Annotated in this window: 24 protein-coding genes, 1 tRNA gene and 1 pseudogene; 19 read left to right on the forward strand and 7 right to left on the reverse strand. The window is 70.3% G+C overall.

What is annotated here, in order from left to right:
* The first annotated feature begins 55 nt into the window (after positions 1 to 55).
* From L2X99_RS02420 to L2X99_RS02435, 4 genes are all read left to right on the forward strand, one after another.
* Positions 56 to 958 (forward strand): MetQ/NlpA family ABC transporter substrate-binding protein, encoded by a 903-nt coding sequence (locus L2X99_RS02420; protein WP_236125218.1) that lies wholly within the window; start codon positions 56 to 58, stop codon positions 956 to 958.
* A 76-nt stretch (positions 959 to 1,034) separates the two neighbouring features.
* Entirely contained in the window at positions 1,035 to 2,078 is a 1,044-nt protein-coding gene (locus L2X99_RS02425; RefSeq protein WP_236125217.1) for a methionine ABC transporter ATP-binding protein, read from the forward strand.
* Positions 2,078 to 2,737 (forward strand): methionine ABC transporter permease, encoded by a 660-nt coding sequence (locus tag L2X99_RS02430; protein WP_236125216.1) that lies wholly within the window; start codon positions 2,078 to 2,080, stop codon positions 2,735 to 2,737. The genes L2X99_RS02425 and L2X99_RS02430 overlap by 1 nt, the downstream gene beginning before the upstream one ends.
* Before the next feature lie 49 nt (positions 2,738 to 2,786).
* Entirely contained in the window at positions 2,787 to 3,968 is a 1,182-nt protein-coding gene (locus tag L2X99_RS02435; protein WP_236135592.1) for a MarP family serine protease, read from the forward strand.
* A 4-nt stretch (positions 3,969 to 3,972) separates the two neighbouring features.
* Here L2X99_RS02435 and L2X99_RS02440 read toward each other — a convergent pair.
* Positions 3,973 to 4,905, reverse strand: a pseudogene (locus L2X99_RS02440) (pseudouridine synthase).
* A gap of 5 nt (positions 4,906 to 4,910) precedes the next feature.
* Positions 4,911 to 5,405, reverse strand: a complete 495-nt coding sequence (locus L2X99_RS02445) for a MarR family winged helix-turn-helix transcriptional regulator (RefSeq protein WP_236135593.1) — start codon at positions 5,403 to 5,405, stop codon at positions 4,911 to 4,913.
* Positions 5,406 to 5,483: 78 nt separating this feature from the next.
* Here L2X99_RS02445 and L2X99_RS02450 point away from each other — a divergent pair.
* From L2X99_RS02450 to L2X99_RS02475, 6 genes are all read left to right on the forward strand, one after another.
* A tRNA-Gln gene (locus tag L2X99_RS02450) sits at positions 5,484 to 5,555 on the forward strand.
* Position 5,556: 1 nt separating this feature from the next.
* Complete coding sequence (glmU, locus tag L2X99_RS02455) at positions 5,557 to 6,987, forward strand: bifunctional UDP-N-acetylglucosamine diphosphorylase/glucosamine-1-phosphate N-acetyltransferase GlmU (protein WP_236135594.1); 1,431 nt, start codon at positions 5,557 to 5,559, stop codon at positions 6,985 to 6,987.
* A 10-nt stretch (positions 6,988 to 6,997) separates the two neighbouring features.
* Entirely contained in the window at positions 6,998 to 8,032 is a 1,035-nt protein-coding gene (locus tag L2X99_RS02460; RefSeq protein ID WP_236125214.1) for a ribose-phosphate diphosphokinase, read from the forward strand.
* Between the two features lie 62 nt (positions 8,033 to 8,094).
* The gene (locus L2X99_RS02465; protein WP_236125213.1) at positions 8,095 to 8,508 is read left to right on the forward strand and encodes an FMN-binding protein; all 414 of its coding nucleotides are present in this window, start codon (positions 8,095 to 8,097) and stop codon (positions 8,506 to 8,508) included.
* An 11-nt stretch (positions 8,509 to 8,519) separates the two neighbouring features.
* Entirely contained in the window at positions 8,520 to 9,392 is an 873-nt protein-coding gene (locus L2X99_RS02470) for an FAD:protein FMN transferase (protein WP_236125212.1), read from the forward strand.
* Positions 9,393 to 9,702: 310 nt separating this feature from the next.
* Positions 9,703 to 11,253 (forward strand): FAD-dependent oxidoreductase, encoded by a 1,551-nt coding sequence (locus L2X99_RS02475; RefSeq protein WP_236125211.1) that lies wholly within the window; start codon positions 9,703 to 9,705, stop codon positions 11,251 to 11,253.
* Between the two features lie 38 nt (positions 11,254 to 11,291).
* On the opposite strand, the gene L2X99_RS02480 is transcribed toward L2X99_RS02475, so the two are convergent.
* Both L2X99_RS02480 and L2X99_RS02485 read right to left on the reverse strand, forming a co-directional pair.
* The gene (locus L2X99_RS02480) at positions 11,292 to 12,761 is read right to left on the reverse strand and encodes a sensor histidine kinase (protein WP_329608121.1); all 1,470 of its coding nucleotides are present in this window, start codon (positions 12,759 to 12,761) and stop codon (positions 11,292 to 11,294) included.
* A 25-nt stretch (positions 12,762 to 12,786) separates the two neighbouring features.
* A complete protein-coding gene (locus L2X99_RS02485) occupies positions 12,787 to 13,515 on the reverse strand; it encodes a response regulator transcription factor (protein WP_157310797.1) in 729 nt (242 codons plus the stop codon).
* A gap of 151 nt (positions 13,516 to 13,666) precedes the next feature.
* On the opposite strand from L2X99_RS02485, the gene L2X99_RS02490 reads away from it, so the two are divergent.
* Entirely contained in the window at positions 13,667 to 14,893 is a 1,227-nt protein-coding gene (locus L2X99_RS02490) for an FAD-binding oxidoreductase (RefSeq protein ID WP_236125210.1), read from the forward strand.
* Positions 14,894 to 14,950: 57 nt separating this feature from the next.
* Here L2X99_RS02490 and gndA read toward each other — a convergent pair whose 3' ends face one another.
* Positions 14,951 to 16,432, reverse strand: a complete 1,482-nt coding sequence (gndA, locus tag L2X99_RS02495; RefSeq protein WP_268928541.1) for an NADP-dependent phosphogluconate dehydrogenase — start codon at positions 16,430 to 16,432, stop codon at positions 14,951 to 14,953.
* 51 nt (positions 16,433 to 16,483) lie between these two features.
* Complete coding sequence (locus L2X99_RS02500) at positions 16,484 to 17,374, reverse strand: NAD(P)-dependent oxidoreductase (RefSeq protein ID WP_236125209.1); 891 nt, start codon at positions 17,372 to 17,374, stop codon at positions 16,484 to 16,486.
* A 129-nt stretch (positions 17,375 to 17,503) separates the two neighbouring features.
* Between L2X99_RS02500 and L2X99_RS02505 the strand changes: the two genes are divergently transcribed.
* From L2X99_RS02505 to pth, 8 genes are all read left to right on the forward strand, one after another.
* A complete protein-coding gene (locus L2X99_RS02505) occupies positions 17,504 to 18,580 on the forward strand; it encodes a D-2-hydroxyacid dehydrogenase (protein ID WP_236125208.1) in 1,077 nt (358 codons plus the stop codon).
* Between the two features lie 47 nt (positions 18,581 to 18,627).
* Positions 18,628 to 19,440 (forward strand): IclR family transcriptional regulator, encoded by an 813-nt coding sequence (locus tag L2X99_RS02510; RefSeq protein ID WP_236135595.1) that lies wholly within the window; start codon positions 18,628 to 18,630, stop codon positions 19,438 to 19,440.
* A gap of 161 nt (positions 19,441 to 19,601) precedes the next feature.
* Positions 19,602 to 21,014, forward strand: a complete 1,413-nt coding sequence (locus L2X99_RS02515; protein WP_236125206.1) for an MFS transporter — start codon at positions 19,602 to 19,604, stop codon at positions 21,012 to 21,014.
* Positions 21,015 to 21,025: 11 nt separating this feature from the next.
* Entirely contained in the window at positions 21,026 to 21,808 is a 783-nt protein-coding gene (locus tag L2X99_RS02520; RefSeq protein WP_236125205.1) for an SDR family oxidoreductase, read from the forward strand.
* Positions 21,808 to 22,539, forward strand: coding sequence for a fumarylacetoacetate hydrolase family protein (locus tag L2X99_RS02525; protein ID WP_236125204.1), 732 nt, complete (start codon positions 21,808 to 21,810; stop codon positions 22,537 to 22,539). The genes L2X99_RS02520 and L2X99_RS02525 overlap by 1 nt, the downstream gene beginning before the upstream one ends.
* Before the next feature lie 29 nt (positions 22,540 to 22,568).
* Positions 22,569 to 24,239, forward strand: a complete 1,671-nt coding sequence (locus tag L2X99_RS18105) for a gluconokinase, GntK/IdnK-type (RefSeq protein WP_329608122.1) — start codon at positions 22,569 to 22,571, stop codon at positions 24,237 to 24,239.
* A gap of 211 nt (positions 24,240 to 24,450) precedes the next feature.
* Positions 24,451 to 25,068, forward strand: coding sequence for a 50S ribosomal protein L25/general stress protein Ctc (locus L2X99_RS02540; protein WP_236125201.1), 618 nt, complete (start codon positions 24,451 to 24,453; stop codon positions 25,066 to 25,068).
* Between the two features lie 86 nt (positions 25,069 to 25,154).
* Positions 25,155 to 25,736, forward strand: a complete 582-nt coding sequence (gene pth, locus L2X99_RS02545) for an aminoacyl-tRNA hydrolase (protein WP_236125200.1) — start codon at positions 25,155 to 25,157, stop codon at positions 25,734 to 25,736.
* A 25-nt stretch (positions 25,737 to 25,761) separates the two neighbouring features.
* On the opposite strand, the gene L2X99_RS02550 is transcribed toward pth, so the two are convergent.
* Positions 25,762 to 26,310, reverse strand: coding sequence for a hypothetical protein (locus L2X99_RS02550; RefSeq protein WP_236125199.1), 549 nt, complete (start codon positions 26,308 to 26,310; stop codon positions 25,762 to 25,764).
* Between the last annotated feature and the right edge of the window lie 4 nt (positions 26,311 to 26,314).

Here is a 26,314-nt window from a genome sequence, read left to right on the forward strand (position 1 = left end):
GGCACCGGATGCCGCACGTACCGTGTTCGAGTCCCCAAGAGAGGAACCGACCACCATGTCCCGACGCATCACGTCCGTCATCGCCGCTGCCGCAGCGGCCACCGCCCTCATCGCCGGCCTCGCCGGCTGCGCCTCGAACCCCGGATCCGAGGGATCGGATGCCGCCGACAAGGTGGTCAAGGTGGGCGTCGTCGACAAGAGCACCGTGCAGTGGCCGGCATTCGTCGAGGCCGCCAAGAAGGAGGGCATCACGGTCGAGCTCGTCGACTTCTCCTCCTACGAGCAGCCGAACCCGGCTCTCGCGCAGGGGGAGCTCGAGCTGAACCAGTTCCAGCACATCGTGTACCTGGCGGACTACAACGTCGCATCTGGTGAGGACCTGGTTCCGATCGGTGCCACAGCGATCTACCCGCTCGCGCTCTACTCGACCAAGTACGACGACGTGAAGGACATCAAGAAGGGCGAGAGCGTCGCGGTTCCGGACGACGCGTCCAACCAGGCCCGTGCACTCCTCGTGCTGCAGTCGGCGGGGCTCATCGAACTGAAGAGCGGCGGCACCACGTTCTCCGACCTCGCAGACGTCGACGAGGCGAAGTCCAAGGTCAAGGTCACCGCGCTCGAGGCCGCGCTCATCCCGCAGTCGCTGCCCGACGTGGCTGCTGCGATCATCAACAACGACTTCGTGGATCAGGCGGGGCTGAAGTTCTCCGATGCCATCGCGCAGGACGACCCCACCGACCCGAACGCACTGCCGTACGTCAACATCTTCGCGGCGCGCGCCGAGGACAAGGACAACGAGACCTACCTCAAGCTCGTGGACATCTTCCAGAACGACCCTGGCGTGCAGAAGGGCCTGCAGGAGGCTTCCGGCGACACCGCCGTGGCGCTGAAGACGCCCGCAGCCGAACTCGAGGACGCACTCGAGAAGGTCGAGAAGGACACGGAAGCCAACGGCTGACCGGCATCCGGTGAGAGAATCGGGCGGTGCCTCACGGGGCCCCGCCCGATTCCGCATGACAGGAAGAACCTCGCACATGCCCATCGTGACCCTGTCCGACGTCACGAAGACGTACCCGCCCGCCGACAAGAACTCCGCCGTCGTCACCGCAGTGGACGACGTGACGCTCGACATCGAGAAGGGCGACGTCTTCGGCATCATCGGCTACTCAGGCGCCGGAAAGTCGACGCTGGTGCGCCTGATCAACGCCCTCGAACCGGCTTCGTCCGGGTCGATAACCGTCGACGGCACCGACATCACCCGACTCTCCGAGCGAGACCTGCGCCGGGTACGCACCGGCATCGGCATGATCTTCCAGCAGTTCAATCTCTTCTCGTCGAAGAACGTGAAGACCAACATCGCCTATCCGCTGAAGCTGGCGGGCTGGAAGAAGCCCGACATCGACGCCCGTGTGGCCGAGCTGCTGGCGTTCGTCGGCCTCTCCGACAAGGCCAGGGCGTACCCTGAGCAGCTCTCCGGCGGTCAGAAGCAGCGTGTCGGCATCGCCCGCGCTCTCGCCACCGGGCCCGACATCCTGCTCGCCGACGAGGCGACCAGCGCACTCGACCCGCAGACCACACATGAGGTGCTCGAGCTGCTGAAGCGGGTGAACGAGGAGCAGGGCGTCACGATCGTCGTCATCACGCACGAGATGGACGTGATCCAGACGATCGCGACCAAGGTCGCCGTGATGGAGGGCGGGAAGGTCATCGAGCAGGGCGACGTGTTCGACGTGTTCTCGAACCCGCAGAACCCGGCATCCCAGCGCTTCGTCGGCACCGTCATCAAGGGCATCCCCTCGCCCGCCGAGGCGGCCTCGCTGCGTGAGCGACACCAGGGCCGCCTCGTGACGTTCTCGTTCCGCGACGGCGACTCGTCGCAAGCGCAGGTGTTCCTCGACCTCGCGAACGCCGGGCTCGGCTTCGAGCTGGTCTACGGCGGCATCAACGACATCCGCGGTCGCGCGTTCGGGCACCTCACGCTCGCGATCACAGGGGCGGATGCCGCGGTCGACGCCGCTCTGCGCACGATCGGTGCGCACGCGCAGGTCACCGAGCTCACGACGGGGGAGGTGCGCTGATGGACAGGCTCAATCAGTTGTGGCCGGAGTTCTGGCAGGCGGCGCTCGAGACGCTCTACATGGCGACGTTCGCGCTGATCATGGCGGGTGTGCTCGGCACGCTGATCGGCGTCGCCCTGTACATCACGCGTCGCGGCGGCCTGCTGCCGAACCGGGTGATCAACGGAATCCTCGAGCTGCTCGTGAACTTCTTCCGCCCCATCCCGTTCCTGATCTTCATCGCCGTCGCGCAGCCGCTCACCCGAGCGGTCATCGGCACCGGTATCGGCACCACGGCCGGGGCGTTCGCGATCGGCCTCGCCGCATCGTTCGCGATCGGCCGCATCGTCGAGCAGCATCTCGTCTCGGTGCCGCCCGGTGTCATCGAGGCGGCCCGTGCGATGGGCGCCGGCCCGTGGCGCATCCTGTTCACGGTGGTGATCCCGGAGTCGCTCGGCCCGCTGATCCTCGGCTACACGTTCGTGGTCGTCGCGCTGATCGACATGACGGCGATGGCCGGTGCGGTGGGCGGCGGCGGCCTCGGTGCCTTCGCCCTGACCTATGGATTCCGGCGTTTCGAACCGGTCGTGATGTGGGCGGCGATCATCCTCATCGTCGTGTTCGTGCATCTCGTGCAGACCCTCGGCACGCGTCTGGCGCGGAAGGTGATGCGTCGCTGACAGTGCTCGCTCGGGGTCCGCATAGGCTCCTCGCGTAGCGTCCTGTGGCATGACCGTGGTCGACGTGATCGTCGTCGTGCTGCTGATCGTCGCGCTCGTCAGCGGCATCCGCGCCGGCCTCTTCGCCGTGCTCGGCATGCTCTGCGGCCTCGTCGCCGGCGGCCTCGCCGCCCCCTGGGCGCTGCCGTGGGTCTCCGGGCTGACGGCGTCGAGCGACTGGCACGGTCTCTCGGTGGTCGGCAGCGCGATTCTGCTCCTCGGCATCGGAGCCGGAGTCGGCGCCGCGATCGGTGCCCTGATCCGGCACGGCGCCGACCGGCTGCGCCTGCGCGGCATCGAGCGGCTCCTCGGCGGCGTGCTCGCGGTCGTCTCGGCCGCGCTCGTGCTCACGCTCACCGGGGCGGGCATCGCCGCCGCGGGGATCCCCGTGGTCTCGGCATCCGTCGCATCATCCGTCGTGCTGCGCACGATCGAGCAGAGCACGCCGCCGCCGGTCGCCGAGGCGATGGCGCGGCTGCATTCCGCGGTGCTCGGCGACACCACGCTGCCCACGATCGACGGCCTGCTCGATGAGAGCGACCTGGCGATCGCCCCCGACCCCGGCGAGATCGACACCGACGACCCGGCACTCGCGGCCGCCGCGGAGTCGGTGGCCAGGGTCTCCGGCATCGCCGCAGCGTGCGGAATCACGTCGAGCGGTTCCGGCTTCGTCGTCGCCGACGACCTGATCGTCACCAACGCGCACGTCGTCGCGGGTGTCGACGCACCGATCGTCGAACTGCCGGGGGAGCCCGCACGGGACGGCCGGGTGGTGTACTTCGATCCCGTGGACGATCTCGCCGTGGTCGCAGCCGACGTCAATGCCGATCCGCTGCCGCTGGCGGACGCGCTCGGTGCCGGTGACGGCGGCGTCGTGCAGGGGTATCCGCACGGCGGTCCGTTCCGCACGGTCCCAGCCGGCGTCATCCGCGCCGGTTCCATGCTGGTCGACGACATCCACGGTGCGAACGCGGCAGAGCGCTCGGTCTACACGCTGCGGGCCGACGTGCAGCCCGGCAACTCCGGGGGACCGCTGCTCACCCAGGACGGCGCCGTCGCGGGCGTCGTGTTCGCGCGTGACGAGGTGCAGCCTCAGGTCGGCTACGCGATGACGAACGCCGAACTGCTTCCTGTTCTGGCTCAGCTCGACCGTGCGACGCGCCCGGTGTCCACCGGCGCGTGCCGCGCCTGAGGGCCTAGGGGCGCTCCTGCAGCGATCGGCGGGTGATGAACTCCAGCGGTTCGCCGCTCAGCGGGTCCGTGAACCGCAACTCGCGGGCGAGCAGCTGCAGAGGCTTCGAGAAGTCGTCCGGCGCCTCCGGCAGCAGCTCGGGGTAGAAGCCGTCGTTCAGGATGCCGGCGCCGAGCGCGGACAGGTGCACGCGCAGCTGGTGCATCTTGCCGCTGTGCGGCCGCAGCATCGTGTGCAGCACGCGGTCATCGTGGTCGATCAGTTCGATCAGCGTCTCGGAGTTCGGGTCGCGATCCGGATCCACGCGCACGCACACGTGCGCCCGCAGCTTCTCGATGTGGTTGCGGTACACGATCGGGAAGCGGATGCCGGCGAGCGCCGGCTCCGGCGGCATCCCAGTCCGCCGGCATCGCCGAGACCGCCTCGTAGACCTTCTCGACCTGACGCTTCTCGAACAGCAGCTGATAGGCGCCCCGCGTCTCGGGGCGGGTCGAGAACATCAGCAGCCCCGCGGTCGCACGGTCCAGACGGTGGATCGGCGTGAGATCGGGGTTGCCGAGCAGGTTGCGCAGCCGCACCAGAGCGGAGTTCTGCAGGTACTTCCCGCCCGGCGTCGTCGGCAGGAAGTGCGGCTTGTCGACGACGACGAGGTCGCGGTCGTGATGCAGGATCTCGATCTCGAACGGGATGTCGCGCTCCTCGGGAGGTTCCCGGTAGTACCAGACGAACTCCTCGGCGCCGAGGGGGTGTCCCTCGCCAGGGGCGACCCGTTCCTGGCGACGATCTCGCCGCGGTCGAAGCGCCGCAGCAGCCGCTCGGGCTCCAGGTGCGAGAACCGCTCGGCCATGTACTGCGAGACCGTGTCCCACGGCCCCTCCAGCGGCACATGCAGCCGCGTCGCCCCGACGCCGTCGCGCACCGGGAGCGGTGACGTCATCGCCATCAGGAATCGAAGCTCAGGCTCAGCTTGCGCAGCAGACCGGCCAGTCGTTCCCGGTCGGCGCGGGGGAGCGCCGCCAGCAGCGCGGCCTCCGCGTCGACGAGGCGGGTGATCGCGGCATCCACCCTGACCCTGCCGTCGTCGGTCAGCGTCACCAGCACGCTTCGGCCGTCGCCGGGATCTGCCTCGCGCCGCACCAGACGGCGGCCGACGAGCCGGTCGATCCGGTTGGTCATCGTGCCGCTGGACACCAGCGTCTGCAGCAGCAGCTGCTTCGGCGAGAGCTGGAACGGGGCGCCGGCGCGGCGCAGCGCCGAGAGCACGTCCCACTCCCACGACTCCAGATCGCTGCGGTGGAAGACGTCGCGCCGGGCTCGGTCCAGGTGCCGCGAGAGGCGGTCCACACGCGACAGCACCTCGAGCGGGGAGAAGTCGAGATCGGGGCGCTGCGTCGTCCACGCGCCGACGATCCGGTCGACCTCATCCGCTTCGCTCATCCGACCATTATCGCGCGCGCCGGGAACTCGGCTGCGAGGTGGCAGACTTGACGGGCGGCCTGCTCCGGTGGGGCGCGGTCCGCCGTGGTGTAATGGCAGCACGACAGCCTTTGGAGCTGTGAGGTTCAGGTTCGAGTCCTGGCGGCGGAGCATGACGCAGAACAATCTCGCCATCATCGTCCTGGCCGCAGGGCAGGGCACTCGCATGAAGTCACGCCGGCCCAAGGTGCTGCACGAGATCGGCGGTCGCCCGCTGGTCGGCCACGTGCTCACCCAGGCCGCTGCGCTGGACGCGTCGTACGTCGAGGTCGTCGTGCGGCACGAGCGCGACCAGGTCGTCTCGGTGCTCACCGCGCAGTATCCCGATGCCGTGATCGTCGACCAGGACGAGCTGCCCGGCACCGGTCGCGCCGTGCAGGTGGCCCTCGACGCGCTGCCGGCCGACTTCGACGGTGACGTGCTGGTGCTCTCCGGCGACGTGCCGCTGCTCGAGGCCGATACGCTGCGCGCGCTCATCGACGGGCACCGTGCCGCATCCGCCGCGGCCACCCTGCTGAGTGCGGTGCTGGATGACCCGACCGGTTACGGCCGCATCATCCGCGACGCAGCCGGCGGCGTGCAGCGCATCGTCGAGCAGAAGGACGCGGATGCCGCCGAGGCTGCCGTGCACGAGATCAACGCCGGCGTGTACGTGTTCCGCGCATCGCAGCTGCGCACGCATCTCGCCCGGATCACGCAGGACAACGCCCAGGGCGAGCTGTATCTCACCGACGTGATCGGGCTGCTGCGCGAGGCGTCACAGCCGGTCGCCGCCGAGATCGCCGCCGACGCGGCATCCACCTTCGGCATCAACGACCGCATCCAGCTCGCCGAGGCCGGCAGGGAGCTGCGCAAGCGCATCATCCGGCGCTGGCAGCGCGACGGCGTCACCGTCGTCGACCCCGAGACCACCTGGATCGACGACGACGTGGTGCTCGCCCCCGATGTGACGATCCTGCCGAACACCCAGATCCTGCGTGCCACGAAGATCGACACCGGCGCGATCATCGGCCCGGACACGACGCTGGTGGACTGCGAGGTCGGCGAGGACGCCGTGGTCAAGCGCACCGACGCGACGCTCGCGGTGATCGGCGCGCGCGCCACCGTCGGCCCGTTCTCGTTCCTGCGCGCCGGCACCGTGCTCGGCGAGGACGGCAAGATCGGCGCCTACGTCGAGACGAAGAACGCGCAGATCGGCGAGGGCAGCAAGCTGCCCCACCTGTCCTACGTGGGCGATGCCACTGTCGGCCGTGGCGTGAACCTCGGCGCCGGCACGATCACCGCCAACTACGACGATGTGAACAAGCACCGCACCGAGATCGGCGACGAGGTGCACACCGGCTCGCACACGGTGCTCGTCGCGCCCGTTAGGCTTGGTGCTGGAGCGAAGACCGGGGCCGGTGCCGTCGTCCGCAAGGACGTGCCGGCGGGTGCACTGGCCATGAGCGTCGCCCCTCAGCGCAACGTCGAGGGGTGGGTCGAGAAGAACAGGGCGGGCACGGCCGCGGCGGATGCAGCGGCACGGGCCGAATCGGCGGAATAGGCGGATCCCGATGGGGCGCAAGAAGAAGACGATCGAGCTGGACCGCGAGAACGGCGTCGCACCCGGTCTGATCGCCAAGACCAAGAAGCGACTCGTCGTCGCCGGCGGACGATCGGTTCCGGAGCTCACGCGTCAGGTCGCGGATGCCCTCGGCACCGAGATCGCGCCGGTCGAGCACCGCACCTTCGCCTCGGGTGAGATCTACGCGCGTTTCGAGGTCTCGATCCGCGGCTGCGACCTGTTCATCGTGCAGTCGTTCGGCGAGCCGGTGAACGAGTGGCTGATGGAGACGCTGATCATGCTCGACGCCGCCAAGCGCGCGTCGGCCAAGCGCATCACCGTCGTCGCCCCGTACTACCCGTACTCCCGCCAGGACAAGAAGGGCCGCGGCCGCGAGCCCATCAGCGCTCGCCTCGTGGCCGACCTGCTGAAGACCGCCGGCGCCGACCGCGTGATGAGCGTCGACCTGCACGCCGCGCAGATCCAGGGCTTCTTCGACGGCCCCGTCGACCACCTGTTCGCCAAGCCGGTGCTGCTGAAGCACTTCGAGGAGACGCTGACGAAGGAGGATCGCGAGACGCTCACGATCGTCTCGCCCGACATGGGCCGCGTGCGCGTGGCCGACACCTGGTCGGACAGCCTCGACGCACCGCTCGCGATCATCCACAAGCGCCGCGATCCGAAGGTCGCCAACCAGGTCTCGGTGCACGAGATCGTCGGTGCCGTCGACGGCCGCACCTGCCTGCTGGTCGACGACATGATCGACACCGGCGGCACGATCGTCAAGGCCGCGCAGGCGCTGAAGGCCAACGGCGCGCGCAAGGTGATCGTCGCCGCGACCCACGCGATCTTCAGCGACCCGGCATCCGATCGTCTGCAGGACTCCGCGATCGACGAGGTCGTGATCACCGACACCATCCCGCTGTCCGAGTCCCGCCGGTTCCCCGGTCTCACGATCCTGCCGATCGCGCCGCTGCTGGCGACCGCGATCCGCCAGGTCTTCGAGGACGGCTCCGTCACGAGCCTGTTCAACGGCGAGGCCTGAGAGTTATCGCAGGCACAGGATCCGTGTGGCGATCTCATAGGTCGGCATCGGATGCTGGATGCATGACCTCCCAGACGACCCGTACCGTGACGGCCCTCGCCGGGGCAGCCGGCGTGCTGCTGCTGGCCGGATGCTCCGGGGCGGCGGACGCCGAGGACGGCGCCACGTCCGGCGGTGCCGAGTACGCCGACGGGACGTACACCGCCGAGGGCTCGTATCAGACCCCCGAGACCGTCGAGACGATCTCGGTGACACTGACGCTGACCGGCGGCTCCGTCAGTGACGTCGAGGTGACCGGCGATCCGCAGGCGCGCGAGACCGAGCAGTATCAGGGGCAGTTCATCGCCGGCATCTCCGCGGAGGTCGACGGCAAGAAGATCGACGAGCTGCAGATCGATCGTGTCGCCGGCTCGTCGCTCACCAGCGGCGGCTTCAACCAGGCGCTCGAGAAGATCAAGCAGCAGGCGTCCGAGTAGCCGCTGGTCCCATGGACACCTGGCGGTTCGACGCGATCGGCACGGTCTGGGAGATCGAGACCTCCGCCCCGCTGGGAGAGCGCGAGCGGACCGCGGTCTCGGCGGTGATCGACGCGTTCGACGCCGAATGGTCCCGGTTCCGCGCGGGCTCGCTCGTGTCGCAGATCGCCGGTGGCGGAGAATGCCCGGCCCCGCCGGATGCCGTGGCGATGCTCGAGCTCTACCGGGAGGTGTCGGAGGCCACGGCGGGCGCGGTGAACCCTCTGGCCGGCGGGAGCCTCGTCGCTCTCGGCTACGACCCGGGGTACTCGCTGAGGGCCGGCGTCGCCCGCCAGGCACCGGAGGACTGGACCGCGACGCTGCGGTGGTCGGATGCCGCGCTGTCGCTCGATGCCCCGGCGGTGATCGATGTCGGCGCCATCGGGAAGGGGCGGCTCGTCGACCTCGTGCTCGCCGCGCTCTCGCACGTCGGCGGACGCATCGTCGTCGACGCCGGCGGCGACCTCGCGGTCCGCGGCGGCGGCATCCGGGTCGGCCTGGAGCATCCCTACGACACGTCCCGGGCGATCGGCGTCGTGGAGGTGCGCGACCGAGCGCTGTGCGCGTCAGCGACCACACGCCGTGCCTGGGGCGACGGGCTGCACCATGTGATCGACGCGCGCACGGGCCTGCCGGTGCGACGCTGGGCCGCGACGTGGGCGCTCGCGCCCGACGCGATGCTCGCCGACGCCACGACGACCGCCCTGTTCTTCGACGGCGGGCCGGCGTTCGCGGCCGCCCGGGGACTGGACTGGGTGCGGATGTCCACGGACGGACGCGTCGAGGCCTCGACCGGATTCCCCGGTGAGCTCTTCCTGCTCCCCGGCCGCCCCGGGGGTCGTTGAGCGAGCGAGGTACGAGCGAGACGAAACGCTTTCGGGCTCGCGCTCCCGGGTCGTTGAGCGAGCGAGGTACGAGCGAGACGAAACGCTTGCAGGCTCGCGCTCCCGGGTCGTTGAGCGAGCGAGGTACGAGCGAGACGAAACGCTTTCGGGCTCGCGCTCCCGGGTCGTTGAGCGAGCGAAGTACGAGCGAGACGAAACGCCTGCAGGCTCCGGGGTGTCCTGGTGCGTCCCGCCCCTGCGTCCCCTGCGTCTCGCTCCGCTCGCTCGACGACCGTCGCCCGCGGGCATCCGGTGGGGGAGACTTGATACCGTGATCGGCTCTCTCATCGCGTTCCGCCAGCGCGTGCTGGCCCTGCTCGCCACGATCTCGATGTATCGGTTCGTGCTGTTCGCGTTGATCGCGCTCGGGGCGATCGCCGTCGCTCTCGCCCTGTTCGGTCAGGTCGGCCCGTCGGCGGCCGAGATCCTCGCGACGTATGCGGTTCTCGCGGTCGTGATCTCAGGAGCGGATGCCGCGGCGCAGCGCATCCTGCGGCTTCCGTGGCGCATCGAGTCCTCATTGGTGACCGCGTTCATCCTGCTCTTCGTGCTGCAGCCTCAGCTGACCATGGTCGGGCTGGCAGGTGTGGCACTGGCCGGCGCGCTCGCGAGCCTGTCGAAGTACCTCATCGCCTGGCGCGGGCGTCACGTCCTCAACCCGGCTGCCTTCGGGGCCGCGGTGGTGTCGGTCTTCGGCCTCGGCACCACCGCGTCGTGGTGGGTGGGAACGCCGGCGATGGCGGTGCCGGTCGCGGTGCTCGGGCTGTTCGTCCTGTGGCGCACCGAGAAGGTGCGCATCGTGCTGCTGTTCGCGGTGGTCGCGGTGGGGGCCTCGGTGGTGCGGCAGGCGGTGCAGCTGTCGGCGGCCGGACTCGATTTCGCGCCGGGCGACGCGATCGCCCTGGCGCTGCTGCAGTCGCCGATCCTGTTCCTCGGCGCGTTCATGCTGTCCGAGCCGCTGACGCTGCCGCCGCGGCGCTGGCAGCAGTTCTGGGTGGCGGCGCTGGTCGGCGTGCTGGTGGGCTGGCCCATCCCCGTCGCCGGACTGTTCACCCTGGGGCAGGAGCGCGCCCTGCTGATCGGCAACCTGCTGGCCTTCGCGTTCGCGCTGCGCGGCTCGGTGCGCCTGGTGCTGGAGAAGAGGGCGTTCGTCACGCCGACCGTGCAGGAGCTCACGTTCCGCACGAAGAGCCGGCTGCGCTTCCTGGCGGGGCAGTACCTCGAGCTGGACGTGCCGCACCACCGGCCCGACGCCCGCGGCACGCGCCGCGAGTTCAGCATCCTGTCGGCGCCCGCCGATCTGCCGACGCTGCGCATCGCATACAAGAACGGCGATCAGAAGCATCCGTCCAGTTACAAGCGCGCGCTCGCCGACGCGCGGCCCGGCGCGGTGCTCGCCGTCACGGGCACGTGGGGCGACTTCGTGCTGCCGCGCGGCGAGGCACCGGTTCTGATGGTGGCCGCGGGCATCGGCGTCACCCCGTTCGTCTCGCAGCTGCGCGAACTGCACGGCACCGGCACGGAGCGCGACGTGGTGCTGATCTACGTCGCGTCGGATGCGTCGGAGCTGGCGTTCCGCGACGAGCTGGCCGCGACCGGAGTGCCGGTCGTCGTGTTCACCCGCGACGAGCCGAAGGACCTGCCCGCGCACTGGACCTGGGCGAGGGGCGTGCGTCTCGACGCGGACGGCCTGGAGCAGGTGGTGCCCGACCTGCCGTCGCGGCACGCGTACATCTCGGGCCCGCCGCGCCTCATTGCCGACCTCGCCCCCGCCCTGCAGAAGGCCCGCTCGCTCACGACCGACGCCTTCGCCGGCTACTGACCCTCTCGAGACTGCACGCCCGCGCCGAGACCGGGGTGCTACGCCCCCGTCTCGGCGCGGGCGTGCGGTTTCGCGGGGAGGCGCACGAGGAAGGTCGTGTCGCCGGGAGCGCTCTGCACCTCGATCGTGCCGCCGTGGCCCTCCACGATGGCCTTGGCGATCGCGAGGCCGAGGCCGGTCCCGCCGGTCTGGCGGGCACGGGAGACGTCGCCGCGGGCGAACCTGGCGAAGAGCTCGTCGCGCACCTCCGGGTCGATGCCGGGGCCGTCGTCGTGCACGCGCAGCTCGGCGCCGTCCGCCGTGGCCGTGAGACTCAGCGTGATCGTCGTCCCGGCCGGAGTGTGCGTGCGGGCGTTGGCCAGCAGGTTCGCGACCACCTGGTGCAGGCGGCCGGCGTCGCCGTCGACCATGATCGGCTCCTCGGGCACGTCCAGTCCCCAGATGTGGTCGGTCGCCGTGGGCCGGGCATCCGTCAGCTCTTCGACTGCGAGCATCGTGAGATCCACCGGGGCGTGGCTCAGCTCGCGTCCCTCGTCGAGACGGGCCAGCAGCAGCAGATCCTCGACCAGGCGCGTCATCCGCAGCGACTGCGCCTGGATGCGCTCGAGCGCGGTGTGCGCGTTCTCCGGAAGGCCCTTGTCGCGCAGCGACAGCTCGGAGTAGCCGCGGATCGAGGCCAGTGGCGTTCGGAGCTCATGGCTCGCGTCGGCGACGAACCGCCGCATCCGCTCCTCGTTGTGCTGGCGGGAGGCGAGGGATGTGTCGACGTGGTCCAGCAGGGTGTTCAGCGCGGCGCCGACGAGGCCGGTCTCCGTGCGGGGGTCGGCCTCGGCCTCGGGCACGCGCTCGGTGATCGAGACCTCGCCCCGGTCCAGCTGCTTGCTGGCGACCCGGGTCGCCGTCGCGACCACGGCGCGGAGCGGCCGCAGTCCGACGCTGATCGTCACGGCGGTCGTCAGGGCGAGCAGGATCAGCCCGCCCAGGGTGGCGAGGGCGATCACGGTGAACAGGCGCGTCATGGTGCTCTGGATCTCGTCGCGCGGGAGACCGGTGACGACGATCGCGTCGCCCGGGGTGTTCTGCGCGACCAGCCGATAGGAGCCGAGTCCTGACAGTGTGGCCGTGGCGGGCTGCGGCTCGCTCGTCGAGGCGAGGACGTCCTGGAACTGCTTGTCGGTGAGGGCGTGCACTGAGCAGTCGGTATCGATCACGGCACCGGAGGGCGTGTTCCCCGGAGCTGTCACGGCCACGAGCATCCCGTTGCACTGCACACGACGTCCGTCCAGCACGGTGCGCACGTCGACGTCAGCAGGATTCGTGCGCATCGCCTGCGTCGTCCAGCTCGCGGTGGTCGCGGCGACGGCACGGAGCTGTGCGTCCAGCTGATTCTGGAGTGTGATCCCCAGCGTGACGCTCGTGATGATCGCGACGATGGCGAGGATCAGCGATACGAAGCCGATCACGGCGGCCATCAGCCGCGCCTGCAGGGTCAGCGGGCGGCGCGACACGGGCGATGCCCCACTGCGCCGCGCATCACTGCGGCGCCTTGATCATGTAGCCGACACCGCGCACGGTGTGCAGCAGGGGAGTGCGGCCGGCGTCGATCTTCTTGCGCAGGTACGAGATGTACAGCTCGACCACCGACGACTTGCCGCCGAAGTCATAGCTCCACACCCGGTCGAGGATCTGCGCCTTCGACAGCACCCGGCGCTCGTTGCGCATCAGATACCGGAGCAGCTCGAACTCGGTGGCGGTCAGCTCGATCTCGTCGTCGCCACGGAACACCTCGTGGCTGTCCTCGTTGAGCGAGAGGTCGGCGACCCGCAGGATCGCCTGCTCGTCATCGGTGCGCACCTGACCGGCGCGACGGATGACGGCGCGCAGACGCGCGATCACCTCCTCCAGGCTGAACGGCTTGGTGACGTAGTCGTCGCCGCCGGCGGTGAGGCCCGAGATGCGGTCCTCCACGGCGTCCTTGGCGGTCAGGAACACCACGGGGACGAGGTTGCCCGATTCGCGCAGCCGGCGAAGCACGCCCATGCCGTCGAGGTCGGGCATCATCACGTCGAGCACGAGCGCATCCGGCTCGAAGTCGCGGGCCACCTGGAGCGCCTCCAGACCGCTGGCCGCGGTGCGCACCTCCCAGCCCTCCATCCGCAGGGCCATCGCGAGCAGGTCGGTCAGCATCGGCTCGTCATCGACGGCCAGGATGCGCAGCGGGGATCCGTCGGGGCGGCGCAGCTCGGGGTGTTCGTTCGACATGGTCCCATTGTCATGCCGCAGTCATCGAGAATCCATAGGTTCCGCTATGGGGCGGCTGTGAGCAGACCGATCGTCCGGATCATCCGACCGAGCGTCCGCGAGCGCGGTCGTCCTGTTCCGGATGTCGGAGGCGCCGCCTATCGTCGGAGAGATGACAGAACAGCTGATCATCAGAGCACGATCCGTCGACGACGTCGTCGAGGCGGTCGGCCGGGCTCGGAGGGAAGGACTGGGGATCACGGTCGTGGCAGGCGGGCACGGACCGTGGTCGCGCAACCCCGACGAGGGGATGCGCATCGAACTGTCGGCGATCGCCGGCATCGACATCGACGGCACGACCGTGCGCGTGGGCGGCGGCGCGACCTGGGGAGCGGTCGCCGCCCGTCTGGCCGACCACGGACTGGCGATCAGCTCCGGCGACACCGCATCCGTCGGGGTCGGCGGCCTCACACTGGGCGGCGGCATCGGATGGATGACGCGGCTCTGGGGGCTCGCCGTCGACCAGCTCGTCGGCGCGCAGGTGGTGACGGCGTCCGGCGAAGTGGTCGAGACCTCGGCGACGCGGCATTCGGGGCTGTTCTGGGGACTGCGCGGTGGTGGCGGCAACTTCGGCGTCGTCACGCGATTCGACTTCGCCGCGCATCCGCTGCCCGCGATCGTGCACGCCGAGTACTCCGGAGACACCGACGCCGCGGCGCTGCTCCGCGCGACGCGCGAGGCGCTGCGCGACGCGCCCCGCGAACTGACCGTGACCTACATGGACGTCCCGCCTATGGATCCGAGCGCACCGGCCGGTGCCCGGTTGATCGCGGTCTGGGCCGGAGCGGAGGAGGACGCGCTGCGTGAGGTGCTCGCACCCATCGGTGCCCTCGACGGCGTGGAGACGGCGATCACGACGCCGGCGTACCGCGACATCCTGATGGAGATGCCGCAGCCCGACGACCCCGATCAGCAGCCGCCCGGCTTCATCGGAGGGAACGGGCTGTTCGCCGAACTCGACGACGATCTGATTGCTCGCCTGATCGCGTTCCGCGCCGACCATCCGGCCTCCGTCGTGTTCCTGCGCTCGCTCGGAGGAGCCTTCGGCGAAGTGCCCCAGGAGAGCACGGCCTTCCCCGCGCGGGACGCGACGTGGTTCGTGATGGCCGGCGGATTCGACATCCCCGGCCTCGTCGACGACGGCGCGCGAGCGGCGATCGCCGCCGACTGGTCGCGCATCGAGGCCGGGCGTCTCGCGGAGTACGGGAACTTCGCCGACACCGAGCGCCCCGAGGCGGTGCCGGGAATGTTCACCGGCGCGGCTTACGAGCGGTTGCGTGCGGTGAAGGCGGAATGGGATCCGCAGAACGTGTTCCGGCGCAATCACAACATCGTCTGAGAAGCGGAACGGGGCCGGATGCCGGCGGCATCCGGCCCCGAACTCAGGGCGCGGGGATCAGTGCGTGTCCTCGGCCTCGATCTCGGTGCGGTCGCCCGACCACAGCGTGTGGAAGGTGCCCGGCTTGTCGATGCGCTTGTAGGTGTGTGCTCCGAAGAAGTCGCGCTGGCCCTGCACCAGCGCGGCGGGCAGCCGGTCGGCGCGGATGCCGTCGTAGTACGACAGCGACGACGAGAACGCCGGGGCCGGGATGCCGGCGGTGGCCGCGGCGATGACGACGCGGCGCCAGGCCGCCTGGCCGCGGGTCAGCGCCTCGGCGAAGTACGGTGCGGCCATCAGCACCGGCAGCTCCGGGTCCTGGGCGTAGGCGTCGGCGATGCGGTTCAGGAACTGGGCGCGGATGATGCATCCGCCGCGCCAGATCTTCGACACGGCGCCGAGGTCGATCTGCCAGTCGTACTCGGCGGCGCCGGCACGGATCTCGTCGAAGCCCTGCGAGTAGGCGACGATCTTCGACGCGTACAGTGCCAGCCGCACGTCCTCGATGAACGCGTCGACGTCCTCGCCCTGGTAGGTGGGTCCCTGTCGAACGGCGTCGGGACCGGGCAGAGCGGCAGCGACGGCACGCTGCTCGGGGTGGCTCGAGAGCGAGCGGGCGAACGTGGCCTCGGCGATGCCGGAGACCGGGGTGCCCAGAGCGAGGGCGGTCTGCACTGTCCAGGCGCCGGTGCCCTTGGCCCCTGCCTGATCGACGATGACATCGACGAGCGGCTGCCCGGTGGCGGCGTCGGTCTGGCGGAGCACCTCGGCGGTGATCTCGATCAGATACGACTCCAGCTCGCCGCCGTTCCACTCCGCGAAGATCTCGGCGATCTCGGCGGGGGACTTGCCCGTGCCGCGGCGGATCAGATCGTAGGCCTCGGCGATCAGCTGCATGTCGGCGTACTCGATGCCGTTGTGCACCATCTTCACGAAGTGACCGGCGCCGTCGTGGCCGATGTGGGTGACGCACGGCTCGCCCTCGGCGACCGCCGCGATGGAGCGCAGGATCGGTCCCAGCGTGACCCACGACTCGTCCGACCCGCCCGGCATGATGGACGGGCCGAGCAGCGCGCCCTCCTCGCCACCGGAGATCCCGGCGCCGACGTAGTTGATGCCCGTCTCATGGACCGCCTTCTCGCGACGGATCGTGTCGGGGAAGTACGCGTTGCCGCCGTCGACGATGATGTCGCCCGGCTCGAAGACCCGCACCAGCTCGTCGATGACGGCGTCGGTCGGACCGCCGGCCTTGACCATGATGATGGCCGTGCGCGGTGTCTGCAGGCTGGCGGCGAACTCCTCGTACGAGAACGCGGGGATGAACCCGGCCCCGGGGTGCGCGGCGACGAGCTCGTCCGTCTTCGTGCGGGAGCGGTTCAGCACCGCCACCGTGTTGCCCTCACGACTGGCGAGGTTGCGGGCCAGGTTCGAGCCCATCACGGCGAGTCCGACGACTCCGATGTTGGCTGCGGCTTCGGGCTCGGTTGCGGCATTAGACACTGTGTGCTCCTTGATCGGACAGACGGTTTCCAGAGTATCGCTGTCGCCCGCTCAGGCGGTTCGTGTGTCGCGTTCGGCGATGAAGCGCCGGGCGACGCTGATGTCGCGCTCGCCCCAACCCGATGCGACGAGTTCGTCGAACGCGGCGCGGAGGGCGGGAAGCAGCACGGCGGCGGTCCCCGTCGATTCCGCGATGTCGTGCGCGAACCCGAGGTCCTTCACCATGTACCGGGCGATGCCGCTGGGGGAGTCGTCACCGGTGACCAGCTTCTCCTTGCGGCTGCGCAGCAGATTCGAGCCCGCGTAGCCGCCGCCGAGCAGAGTCCACATCGCCTCCAGGTCGAGGCCCGAGCGGTCGGCGAGCACGGTCGCCTCCGAGAGCGCGAGGATCGTGGCGGAGACGACCAGCTGGTTGCAGGCCTTCGCGACCTCGCCGGCGCCGAGCGGCCCGAGGTGCACCGGAGTGCCGCACGGCGCGAGCAGCTCTGCGGCGCGCGCCGCGTCGTCGTCGGACCCGCCGAGCATGATCGACAGTGTGCCGGCGGTGGCGCCGTCGACCCCGCCGGAGACGGGGCAGTCCACGACGCGGACGCGACCGTCCGTACGGGTGTGCAGCCGGTCGGCGAGATCGCGCACGCCGGGGGCCGACGACGTGGAGCCGATCATGATCAGCAGGTCGCCTGCGCCGGCGAGCAGGCCGTCGGGTCCGTCGATCAGGGCCTCGAGTTCGGGCAGATCGGGCAGCATCGTGAGTACGGCGTCGACGCGCTCGGCGAGTTCGCGCGGGGTGCCGACGAGCTCGGCCCCTGCGGAGGTCAGCTCGGGCTGTTCCCGGCGCGAGGTGATGACGAGATGTCCGCGGTCGGCGAGGAGGCGCGCGGACATCGGGTGCCCCATCGCGCCGAGGCCGATCACGCCGAGCCGGTGTGTCGTGACTGTCATGCGCCTCAGCATATCGACAATTCAGCAGGTTGAACAGTATGCAACAGACTGAATCTATGGGAGAATGAGTGCCGAGCCGTGAGCGGCCTCGCCCGGGGCGGGCGGCCGCGGCGATCGACAGGAGGCGCGATGACGACCGAGCAACAGCACCAGGCGAACGCGGGATCGCTGCGGGTGGTGGCACCCGTTCCGCTGCGACCGGATCTCGCGGACCTGATCGAGAGGCTCGAGCCGAGGGTGCGCATGGTCCTGGCGACGGAGCTGGTCAGGCCGATGCGCGGTCCGGCCGACTGGTCGGGCGACCCCGCCTTCACCCGCTCCGCAGAGCAGCAGCGCGCGTTCGATGATCTCATCGACTCCGCCGACGCTCTCTTCGGCATCCCCGATGTGGATCCGGCGGCGCTCGCGCGCACGGTGCGCGCCAATCCGGGCCTGCGCTGGGTGATGACCACCGCCGCGGGTGGCGGGTCCCAGGTGAAGGCGGCCGGACTCGATCGCGAGGAGCTGGACCGCGTGGTGTTCAGCACCAGCGCCGGCGTGCACGGCGGGCCGCTCGCGGAGTTCGCGGTGCTCGGGGTGCTCGCCGGGGCGAAGGATCTGCCCCGGCTGCAGGAGGATCAGCGCGGCGATCGCTGGAGTCCGCGCTGGGAGATGCGTCAGCTCGATGAGATGACCGTGCTCGTGGTCGGTCTCGGCGGCATCGGCAGGGAGTGCGCCCGGCGCTTCCATGCGCTCGGCGCCACGGTGTGGGGCACCAGCAGATCGGGGGCGCCGGTGCCCGGCGTCGACCGGCTCGTGTCGCTGGACGATCTCGTCGTCGCGGCCGCCGAGGCGGATGCGATCGTCGTCACGCTGCCGGGCACGGATCAGACGCATCACCTGATCGGCGCGGAGGTGCTGGCCGCCGTGCGGCCCGGTACGATCCTCGCGAGCGTCGGGCGGGGCACCGTCATCGATGAGAGCGCCCTGCTGGAGGCGCTCGACGCCGGACGCATCGCCTTCGCCGCGATGGACGTCTTCGAGGTGGAACCGCTGCCCGCGGAGTCGCCGCTGTGGCAGCATCCGCGCGTGCTGGTGAGCCCGCACACCGCGGCCCTCAGCTCGAAGGAGGAGGAGCGCATCGCCCGGCGCTTCGCCGCCGAGGCGACGCGCCTTCTCGACGGCCGGCCGCTGCAGGCGGAAGTCGATACTGTCGAGTTCTACTGATCGGGTCCGGAGTCCGGCGGCGCCGAGCCGCGGCAGGGGAGGAACGCATGACCGACGAAGCCGAGACCCGCGACGGTCGTGATCCCGCACCGGCGGTGACGCGTGCCATCCGCCTGCTGGGTCTTCTCGCCGAGGCGGAGGACCCGCGCACGCTCACGGAGCTCGCCGCCGGACTCGGACTGGCGAAGTCGTCGACGACGAACCTGTGCCTCGCGCTCGAGGCGGGCGGGATGATCGACCGCACGCCGCTCGGCTATCGGCTGGGCAAGCGCACCGCCGAGCTGGGCGGTGCCTTCGCCGCCCAGTTCAACCAGGTGCGCGAGTTCTACGACGTCTGCGACTCGTCTCCGGTGCTGCGATCCGAGCTCGTGCAGGTCGCGATGCTGGACGGCACGGATGCTCTCTATCTGGCGCGTCACGAGGGCTCCAGGTCGCTGAGACTGGGCACTCCGCTCGGCTCGCGCCTTCCGGCCGCGCTGTCCGCCGCCGGTCGTGCGCTGCTGATGACCATGTCCGACGCGGAGGTCGAGCGGATGCTGGGCGATGCGCCCGGGTTCCCGGAGATCACCGAGCACAGCATCCGTTCGCTGCCGGAGCTGCTCGCGGTGCTGCAGACCGCTCGGGAGCGCGGTTGGGCGCTCGACGAGGAGGGGTCGTTCGGCGGCGTGGTCGGGGTCGCGGTGCCGCTGCCGGGCTGGGCGCCGTCGGATCCGCCGCTCGCCCTGGGCGCGGCGATCCCCGTCGCGGCGGCCGGGTTCGCCAGGATCGAGCGGGTCGGCGCGGCACTCATCGATGCCGCCGCGGCGCTGACGAACCCGTTCAGCGCCGCCACCCGCGGTGCCCGCGCCACCCGCGGCTGAGACTGCTGCACCAGCACTTCGAGGCGATCCGTCAGGCGACGGGTCGCCTCTTCTCGAGCGCGCCGCATTTGACACTGCCTGGCGTCAGCGTTCAAAGGGTTGAACTTGATTCAAAGGGTTGGTATGGTGTGCTGAATGCAGAGCCGATCGAAGGAGATGGCATGAACGCAAGCGGAGCCGATCAGGACGTCATCCGCGACGATCCCGAGTACGCGGCCAACCTGCGCCGCGCGACGCTCGCGTCGAGTATCGGCAGCGCCCTGGAGTACTTCGACTTCGCGCTGTACGGACTGTCCACCGCGCTGATCTTCAACGTGCTGTTCTTCCCGCAGGAGGACAAGGGCATGGCGACGGTGGCGGCGTTCGCGACCTTCGGCGTCGGGTTCCTGGCCCGCCCGCTCGGCGGACTGTTCTTCGGAATGCTCGGCGACAGGCTCGGCCGCAAGTGGGTGCTCGTGACCACGATCGTGCTGATGGGCGGCGCATCCACCGCGATCGGCCTGCTGCCGACCTACGCGGTCGTCGGCATCTGGGCACCGATCCTGCTGGTGATCATGCGCCTGCTGCAGGGCTTCGGGGCCGGTGCGGAGCAGGCGGGCGCCACGGTGCTGATGGCCGAGTACTCGCCGGTGCGCCGGCGCGGCTTCTTCTCCGCGCTGCCGTTCATCGGCATCCAGGCGGGCACCGCCCTCGCCGCGATCGTGTTCGCCGGCATCTCGCTGCTGCCGCAGGACCAGCTGCTCTCGTGGGGCTGGCGGGTGCCGTTCCTGGCGTCCTTCGTGCTGATCCTGCTGGCCCTGTTCATCCGGATGCGGCTGCGCGAGACGCCCACGTTCATCGAGCTGGAGAAGCACGATCAGATCGCCGACCGGCCGCTGCGTGAGATCTTCGGGCACGGTCTTCCCGGCGTGATCGTCGGCATCGGACTGCGGATGGCCGAGAACGGCGGCTCGTACATGTTCCAGACTCTGGGCCTGGCCTTCTTCGTCGCCGTGGTGGGCGACTCGGCCGACCGCAGCCTGCTCACCTGGGGCGTCACCGTCGGCTCGCTGATCGGCGTGTTCAGCGTGCCGTTCACCGGTCACCTCTCCGACCGGTTCGGCCGCCGCGCGGTGTACCGCTTCGGCGCCGTGTTCATGCTGCTCTACGCTTTCCCCGCCTGGTGGATGCTGTCGCTCGGCAATCACGTCCTCGCGATCGTCGTGATCGCGATCGGCATCGGCGTCGCGGTGAACTCCATGCTCGGCCCGCAGTGCGCGATGCTGCCGGAGCTGTTCGGCAACCGGCACCGCTACCTCGGTGTCGCCATGGCGCGCGAACTGTCCGCGGTGCTGGCCGGCGGCCTCGCCGGGGTGCTCGGCGCCTACCTGCTCGCGGTGAGCGGCAACAACTGGATCCTGCTGGCCACCTACATGACCGTGCTCGCACTGATCACGACGACGTCCACGTTCCTCGCCCCGGAGACGCTGCGCCGCGACCTGACCCGCATCGACGATGCCGTGAAGGTCTCGCGCAACGAGTCCGGCGAGGGCGTCGACGCGACCACCGTCGCGGTGACCTCGATCACGCGATGAGGGAGGAAGACATGAATCTGCCGTCCGGACTGCGCGCCTTCGACCTCACAGGTCGGCGCACCCTGGTCACCGGGTCCACACGCGGGATCGGGCGGGTCCTCGCCGAAGGGCTGGCCGATGCCGGCGCGACGGTCGTCGTGCACGGGCGGGATGCCGGCGCGGCCGTGGCGGTCGCCGACGAGATCGCTCGGACCACCGGAGGACAGACGCACTCGGCCGCGTTCGACATCACGGATCCCGCTGCGGTGGATGCGGGGATCGGTCGCATCGAGGATGCGATCGGCGGCCTGGACGTGCTGGTCAACAACGCCGGCATCCAGCGCCGCGCGCCGCTGCCGGAGTTCTCCGACGCCGACTGGGACGACCTGATCCGCACCAACCTCGGTGCCGTCTTCACCCTGTCCCGCCGTGTCTCGCGCGGCATGATCGAGCAGGGGTCGGGGAAGCTCATCCAGATCGGCTCGGTGCAGTCGCAGCTCGCCCGTCCGTCGATCGCGGCGTACTCCGCGACCAAGGGCGCCGTCGTGATGCTCACGAAGGGCCTGTGCGCCGATCTCGGTCCGCACGGCATCCAAGCGAACGTCGTCGCCCCGGGCTACTTCGCCACCGAGCTGACGAGCGCTCTCGTCGAGGACGAGCAGTTCTCAGCCTGGGTGCGCGGCCGCACGCCCGCAGGCCGCTGGGGCGACACGAAGGACCTCATCGGCGCGGCGGTCTTCCTGGCGAGTTCGGCGAGCGACTTCGTGAACGGCCAGACGCTGTACGTGGACGGCGGAATGACGGCGGTGGTCTGATGCTGATCGGACGAGTGCTCACCGCCGCCGGCGCGAGCTACGTGCGCGTGGACGGCGAACGGCTGGTCCCGGTCGATGATCCGTTCGCGGCGTTCGCCGACGGCCGGATGCCGGGGGACGCGGGCTTCCCGGTCACGGGTGAGATCCTCGCGCCGTGCGAGCCGCGGGTCGTGATCGGCATCGCGCAGAACGGTGTCGAGCATCCTGCGCCTGTGCAGGCCTGGCTGAAGAGCCCGCACACCGTCGTGCCGCACGGTGCCGCCGTGCGGCTGCGGCGGGATGCCGGCGAGACGGTGGCCGAAGGCGAGATCGCCGTGGTGATCGGACGGAGCACGGACGGGCTGACCGCGCAGAACGCGCATGAGTACGTGCTCGGAGCCACTGCGGTCAACGACCTGTCCAGCCCCGAGCGCACGGTGCTGGACCCGCGCAACTTCGAGTCCAAGTCCGGCGAGGGCTATACGCCGCTCGGGCCGTGGATCGACACGGAAGCCGATCTGGACGACATCGGCCTGGAGCTGACGGTCGGCGATGCGCAGACGATCGTCACTGCCGCGTCCGCGCTGCCGTCCTCCATCCGCGACTGCCTGGCGTACGTCGCCTCCTGGTCCGTTCTGCACCCCGGCGACGTCGTCATGACGGGTGCACCGTTCTCACAGGCGCCGGTGCGACCGGGGGAGACCATGACGGTACGCGTCGGACAGGCCGTTCTCGTCACGCCGACGACCTGAGCCGCAGGCGACAACGAAAGAGGTTCATCGTGGACAATCCGGCAGTCGTGGCGCACGCCGCCCAGGATCTGCGCGTCGAGGATCGAGGAACGCCGGCGCCGGCGCCCGACGAGGCGATCGTCGAGATCGCCTACGGGGGCATCTGCGGGTCGGACCTGCACTACTGGCAGCATGGGGCTGCCGGCGCATCTGTGCTTCGCGAGCCGATGATCCTGGGGCACGAGGCGTCCGGCACGGTCGTCGAGGCCGCCGCCGACGGCAGCGGGCCCGCCGTGGGAGCGCGGGTCGCGCCCCATCCGCTCACTCCGCGGGGAGATGGGGCGACCCCGTGGCCGAAGGACCGCCCGAATCTCGCGCCCGCGTCCACGTACCTCGGCTCCGCGATGCATCTGCCGCACACCCAGGGCGCGTTCGCGCGCCGCGTTGCACTGCCCACCCGGATGCTGCACACGCTGCCCCCGGGACTCGACCTGCGCACGGCGGCACTGGCCGAGCCGGCGGCCGTCGCCTGGCACGGGCTGCACCGCGCGGGTGACGTGCGTGGCAGGCATGTCGCCGTGATCGGCTCCGGTCCGATCGGGCTGCTGGTCGTGGCCGCGGCGCGGGCCGCCGGCGCCGCCCGGATCACCGCCACCGACCTTCATCGGCTGCCCCGTGAGATCGCGGCGGGGCACGGCGCCGAAGCGCTCGACGCCCGTGACGGCGACGCGATAGCAGCATTGCACGCCGACGTCGTGGTCGAGTCCAGCGGCACAGAGGCGGGGCTCGCCGCGGCGATCTCGGCGGCCGCCCGCGGCGGCACCGTCGTGCTGCTCGGACTGCAGCGATCCGGTGCGGTCGCGGCGCCCATGGCGACGGCGATCACCCGGGAACTCACCCTGCTGGGTTCGTTCCGTTTCGCCGACGAGTTCGACGACGTGATCGCCGCGCTGGCGGACGGGACGCTCGACGTGTCCGGAATCGTCACGCACGAGTTCGGCATCGCCGAGGCTCTCGAGGCGTTCGGGACGGCCAGCGGACGCGTCCCGCTCGAGCAAGGTGCTGCTCACCTTCGGCGCCGCAGTCTGATGCGGATCGTGGTGATGGGCCCGAGCGGCTCCGGGAAGTCCACGGTGGGCGCGCTTCTGGCGGAACGGCTCGGAACGCCGTTCATCGATGCGGACGACCTGCATCCGGCTCGCAACATCGCGAAGATGTCGCGGGGGATCCCCCTGGACGACGACGATCGGATGCCCTGGCTGCAGCGGGTCGGGCGCACGCTGCAGCAGCAGGCACCGCTGGTGCTGGCCTGCTCCGCCCTGACCCGTCGCTACCGCGACGTGATCCGTGCGGAGGCGCCGGACGCGCGGTTCGTCGAACTGGTGATCGACCGACGGACGCTCGTGGCGCGGATGCGAGCGCGTGCCGACCACTTCATGCCGGCGTCTCTGCTGGACTCGCAGCTGGGAACGCTGGAGTCCCTGGCAGCGGACGAGGCGGGCGTGCGGATCGACGGTGCACGCGCAGACGCGGGTGCGATCGCGGCGGCGATCGCGGAGACGCTGCCGGCGTCAGTCCTTGCGGTAGCCCGAGCGGCCCATCGAGAACAGGGCGCCGACGGTGAGCACAGCGCCGACGACGGCCATCAGGCCGAGGAACCAGGCGATGCCGTGGGAGATGAGGGCGGCGTCCATGCGCGTGGCTCCGTTCTGAGTGGATGATGAGACCGTGTCCCCAGCGTATCGGGTCTTCGGGTACCATGGAGATGTTCCTCGGCGAGGGATGTCCTGCGCGTGCGCGGCATCCGTTATCGACGTGGCGATGTGAGCCCGGTTCTTCGACCAGGTGGGTTTCGCTTTCCCGTGTCTGCGCCGTGAGATCGACCACCAGACCACCGCGCGGCATCCGCCTCGCGCTTTGAAGGAGAACCTCATGTCCGAAGACACCACGGTCCACGCCGAGCTCCGCTCGAGCTTCGGCAAGGGCTTCGCCCGCCGCCTCCGCGCCGCCGGCAAGATCCCCGCCGTCATCTACGGTCACGGCACCGAGCCGGTGCACGTCGCGCTGCCGGGCCACCAGGTCACCCTGATCGTCCGCCGCGCCAACGCGCTGCTCGACCTCGACATCGAGGGCAAGAGCCAGCTCGCCCTGGTCAAGGACGTGCAGAAGGACCCGGTGCACCAGATCATCGAGCACATCGACCTCCTGGTCGTCAAGAAGGGCGAGAAGGTCGTCGTCGAGGTTCCGATCGTCGTCACCGGCGAGTCGTTCTCGGGCACCATCGTGACCGTCGACGTCGCGACCCTGAAGCTCGAGGTCGAGGCCACCCACATCCCCCAGCACCTCGAGGTCAGCGTCGAGGGCCTGCAGGAGGGCGCGCACATCACCGCCGCCGACGTCACGCTGCCCAAGGGCGCGTCGCTGGTCGACGACCCCGAGCTGCTGCTCGTGGGCATCTCCGTTCCGGCAGCCGAGGTCGCCGAGGAGAACGAGGCGGAGGCTGCGGCCGAGGCCGAGGCAGCTCCGGCCGAGGAGGCCGCCGCGGAGTGATCCGCATCGAATTCGACGGAGGGGACGCGAGCACCGGTTTGCGTCCCCTCCGGCGTCTTCCCGACGAGGTCCGCTGAGAGGACGACATGACATCCACCTGGCTGGTGATCGGGCTCGGCAATCCCGGGCCCCGGTACGAGGCGACCCGGCACAATATCGGGCAGATGGTCGTCGATGAGCTCGCCGCCCGCCGCGATGAGCGGTTCCGCGAGCACAAGGCGGGTGCGCGGGTCGTCGAGACCTGGCTGCGCCCGGGCGGCGACAAGCTGGTGCTGGCCAAGCTCAACTCGTTCATGAACGTCTCCGGGGGACCGGCGGCGGGGCTGGCGAAGTTCTACTCGGTCGATCCCGAGCACGTGATCGTCGTGCACGACGAACTCGACATCCCGTTCGACACGCTCAAGCTCAAGACCGGCGGCGGGCACGGCGGGCACAACGGGGTCCGCGACATCGCCAAGGCACTGGGCACCCCGGACTTCCCGCGCGTGCGCGCCGGAATCGGCCGCCCGCCCGGTCGGCAGGACCCGGCGGACTGGGTGCTCGCTCCGTTCGGCGCCGCAGAGCGCAAGACGCTGCCGATCTTCCTCTCGGATGCCGCGGACGCTGTCGAGCTGCTCGTCTCGGAGGGCCTGGTCGCCGCCCAGCAGAAGCATCACGCCCCGCGCTGAGCGACTCCGGTCAGCCGCAGCAGGATCAGAGCGTCGTCGCGCCCACCGCACCCGACGCGGCCGCGATGCTGAAGACCAGGAGGAACACCACCGGTCCGAGCACGGCGAGGACGAGTCCGGTGATGCCCATGCCACGGCCGCGGCGCTTGGCCGCGGCGATGATGCCGGTGACGATCGCGGTGACGCCGACGGCGGTTCCGACCCAGAACGTGATCTCCGTCCACAGGATCTGCGTGCGCGCCGGTGACAGCTCGGACAGCTCGGTCGTGCCGCCGGACGGGTTCAGGAAGGCATCGGGAGCCAAGGCGCCGATCTGCGCACCGAACACGCCTCCGAGGATCGGGATCACGATCACGGCGATCAGGGCGAGCACGAGCGACACGACCCCGAGCGCGGAGGAGCCCTTGGCGACCTGCGGCGGCGGCGCGTAGCCGCCGATCGGAGCCTGATACCCGCCCACCGGCACGGCGTATGCGCCCGGCGGCGGCGTATAGCCGGCCTGAGCAGCATAGTCGGGTGGAGCGCCGTGCGGTCCGGGGTGGGCGGGCGGCTGCGGCGGGAAGGGATCGGTCACGGGA

The organism is Microbacterium sp. KUDC0406, assembly GCF_021582875.1.
Classification (GTDB): Bacteria; Actinomycetota; Actinomycetes; order Actinomycetales; family Microbacteriaceae; genus Microbacterium.

Coding starts and splice junctions, on each gene's coding strand:
- L2X99_RS02420 (WP_236125218.1), top strand. CDS start 56: ATGTCCCGACGCATCACGTCCGTCATCGCCGCTGCCGCAGCGGCCACC.
- L2X99_RS02425 (WP_236125217.1), top strand. CDS start 1,035: ATGCCCATCGTGACCCTGTCCGACGTCACGAAGACGTACCCGCCCGCC.
- L2X99_RS02430 (WP_236125216.1), top strand. CDS start 2,078: ATGGACAGGCTCAATCAGTTGTGGCCGGAGTTCTGGCAGGCGGCGCTC.
- L2X99_RS02435 (WP_236135592.1), top strand. CDS start 2,787: ATGACCGTGGTCGACGTGATCGTCGTCGTGCTGCTGATCGTCGCGCTC.
- L2X99_RS02445 (WP_236135593.1), bottom strand. CDS start 5,405: ATGAGCGAAGCGGATGAGGTCGACCGGATCGTCGGCGCGTGGACGACG.
- glmU (WP_236135594.1), top strand. CDS start 5,557: ATGACGCAGAACAATCTCGCCATCATCGTCCTGGCCGCAGGGCAGGGC.
- L2X99_RS02460 (WP_236125214.1), top strand. CDS start 6,998: ATGGGGCGCAAGAAGAAGACGATCGAGCTGGACCGCGAGAACGGCGTC.
- L2X99_RS02465 (WP_236125213.1), top strand. CDS start 8,095: ATGACCTCCCAGACGACCCGTACCGTGACGGCCCTCGCCGGGGCAGCC.
- L2X99_RS02470 (WP_236125212.1), top strand. CDS start 8,520: ATGGACACCTGGCGGTTCGACGCGATCGGCACGGTCTGGGAGATCGAG.
- L2X99_RS02485 (WP_157310797.1), bottom strand. CDS start 13,515: ATGTCGAACGAACACCCCGAGCTGCGCCGCCCCGACGGATCCCCGCTG.
- L2X99_RS02490 (WP_236125210.1), top strand. CDS start 13,667: ATGACAGAACAGCTGATCATCAGAGCACGATCCGTCGACGACGTCGTC.
- L2X99_RS02500 (WP_236125209.1), bottom strand. CDS start 17,374: ATGACAGTCACGACACACCGGCTCGGCGTGATCGGCCTCGGCGCGATG.
- L2X99_RS02505 (WP_236125208.1), top strand. CDS start 17,504: ATGACGACCGAGCAACAGCACCAGGCGAACGCGGGATCGCTGCGGGTG.
- L2X99_RS02510 (WP_236135595.1), top strand. CDS start 18,628: ATGACCGACGAAGCCGAGACCCGCGACGGTCGTGATCCCGCACCGGCG.
- L2X99_RS02515 (WP_236125206.1), top strand. CDS start 19,602: ATGAACGCAAGCGGAGCCGATCAGGACGTCATCCGCGACGATCCCGAG.
- L2X99_RS02520 (WP_236125205.1), top strand. CDS start 21,026: ATGAATCTGCCGTCCGGACTGCGCGCCTTCGACCTCACAGGTCGGCGC.
- L2X99_RS02525 (WP_236125204.1), top strand. CDS start 21,808: ATGCTGATCGGACGAGTGCTCACCGCCGCCGGCGCGAGCTACGTGCGC.
- L2X99_RS02540 (WP_236125201.1), top strand. CDS start 24,451: ATGTCCGAAGACACCACGGTCCACGCCGAGCTCCGCTCGAGCTTCGGC.
- pth (WP_236125200.1), top strand. CDS start 25,155: ATGACATCCACCTGGCTGGTGATCGGGCTCGGCAATCCCGGGCCCCGG.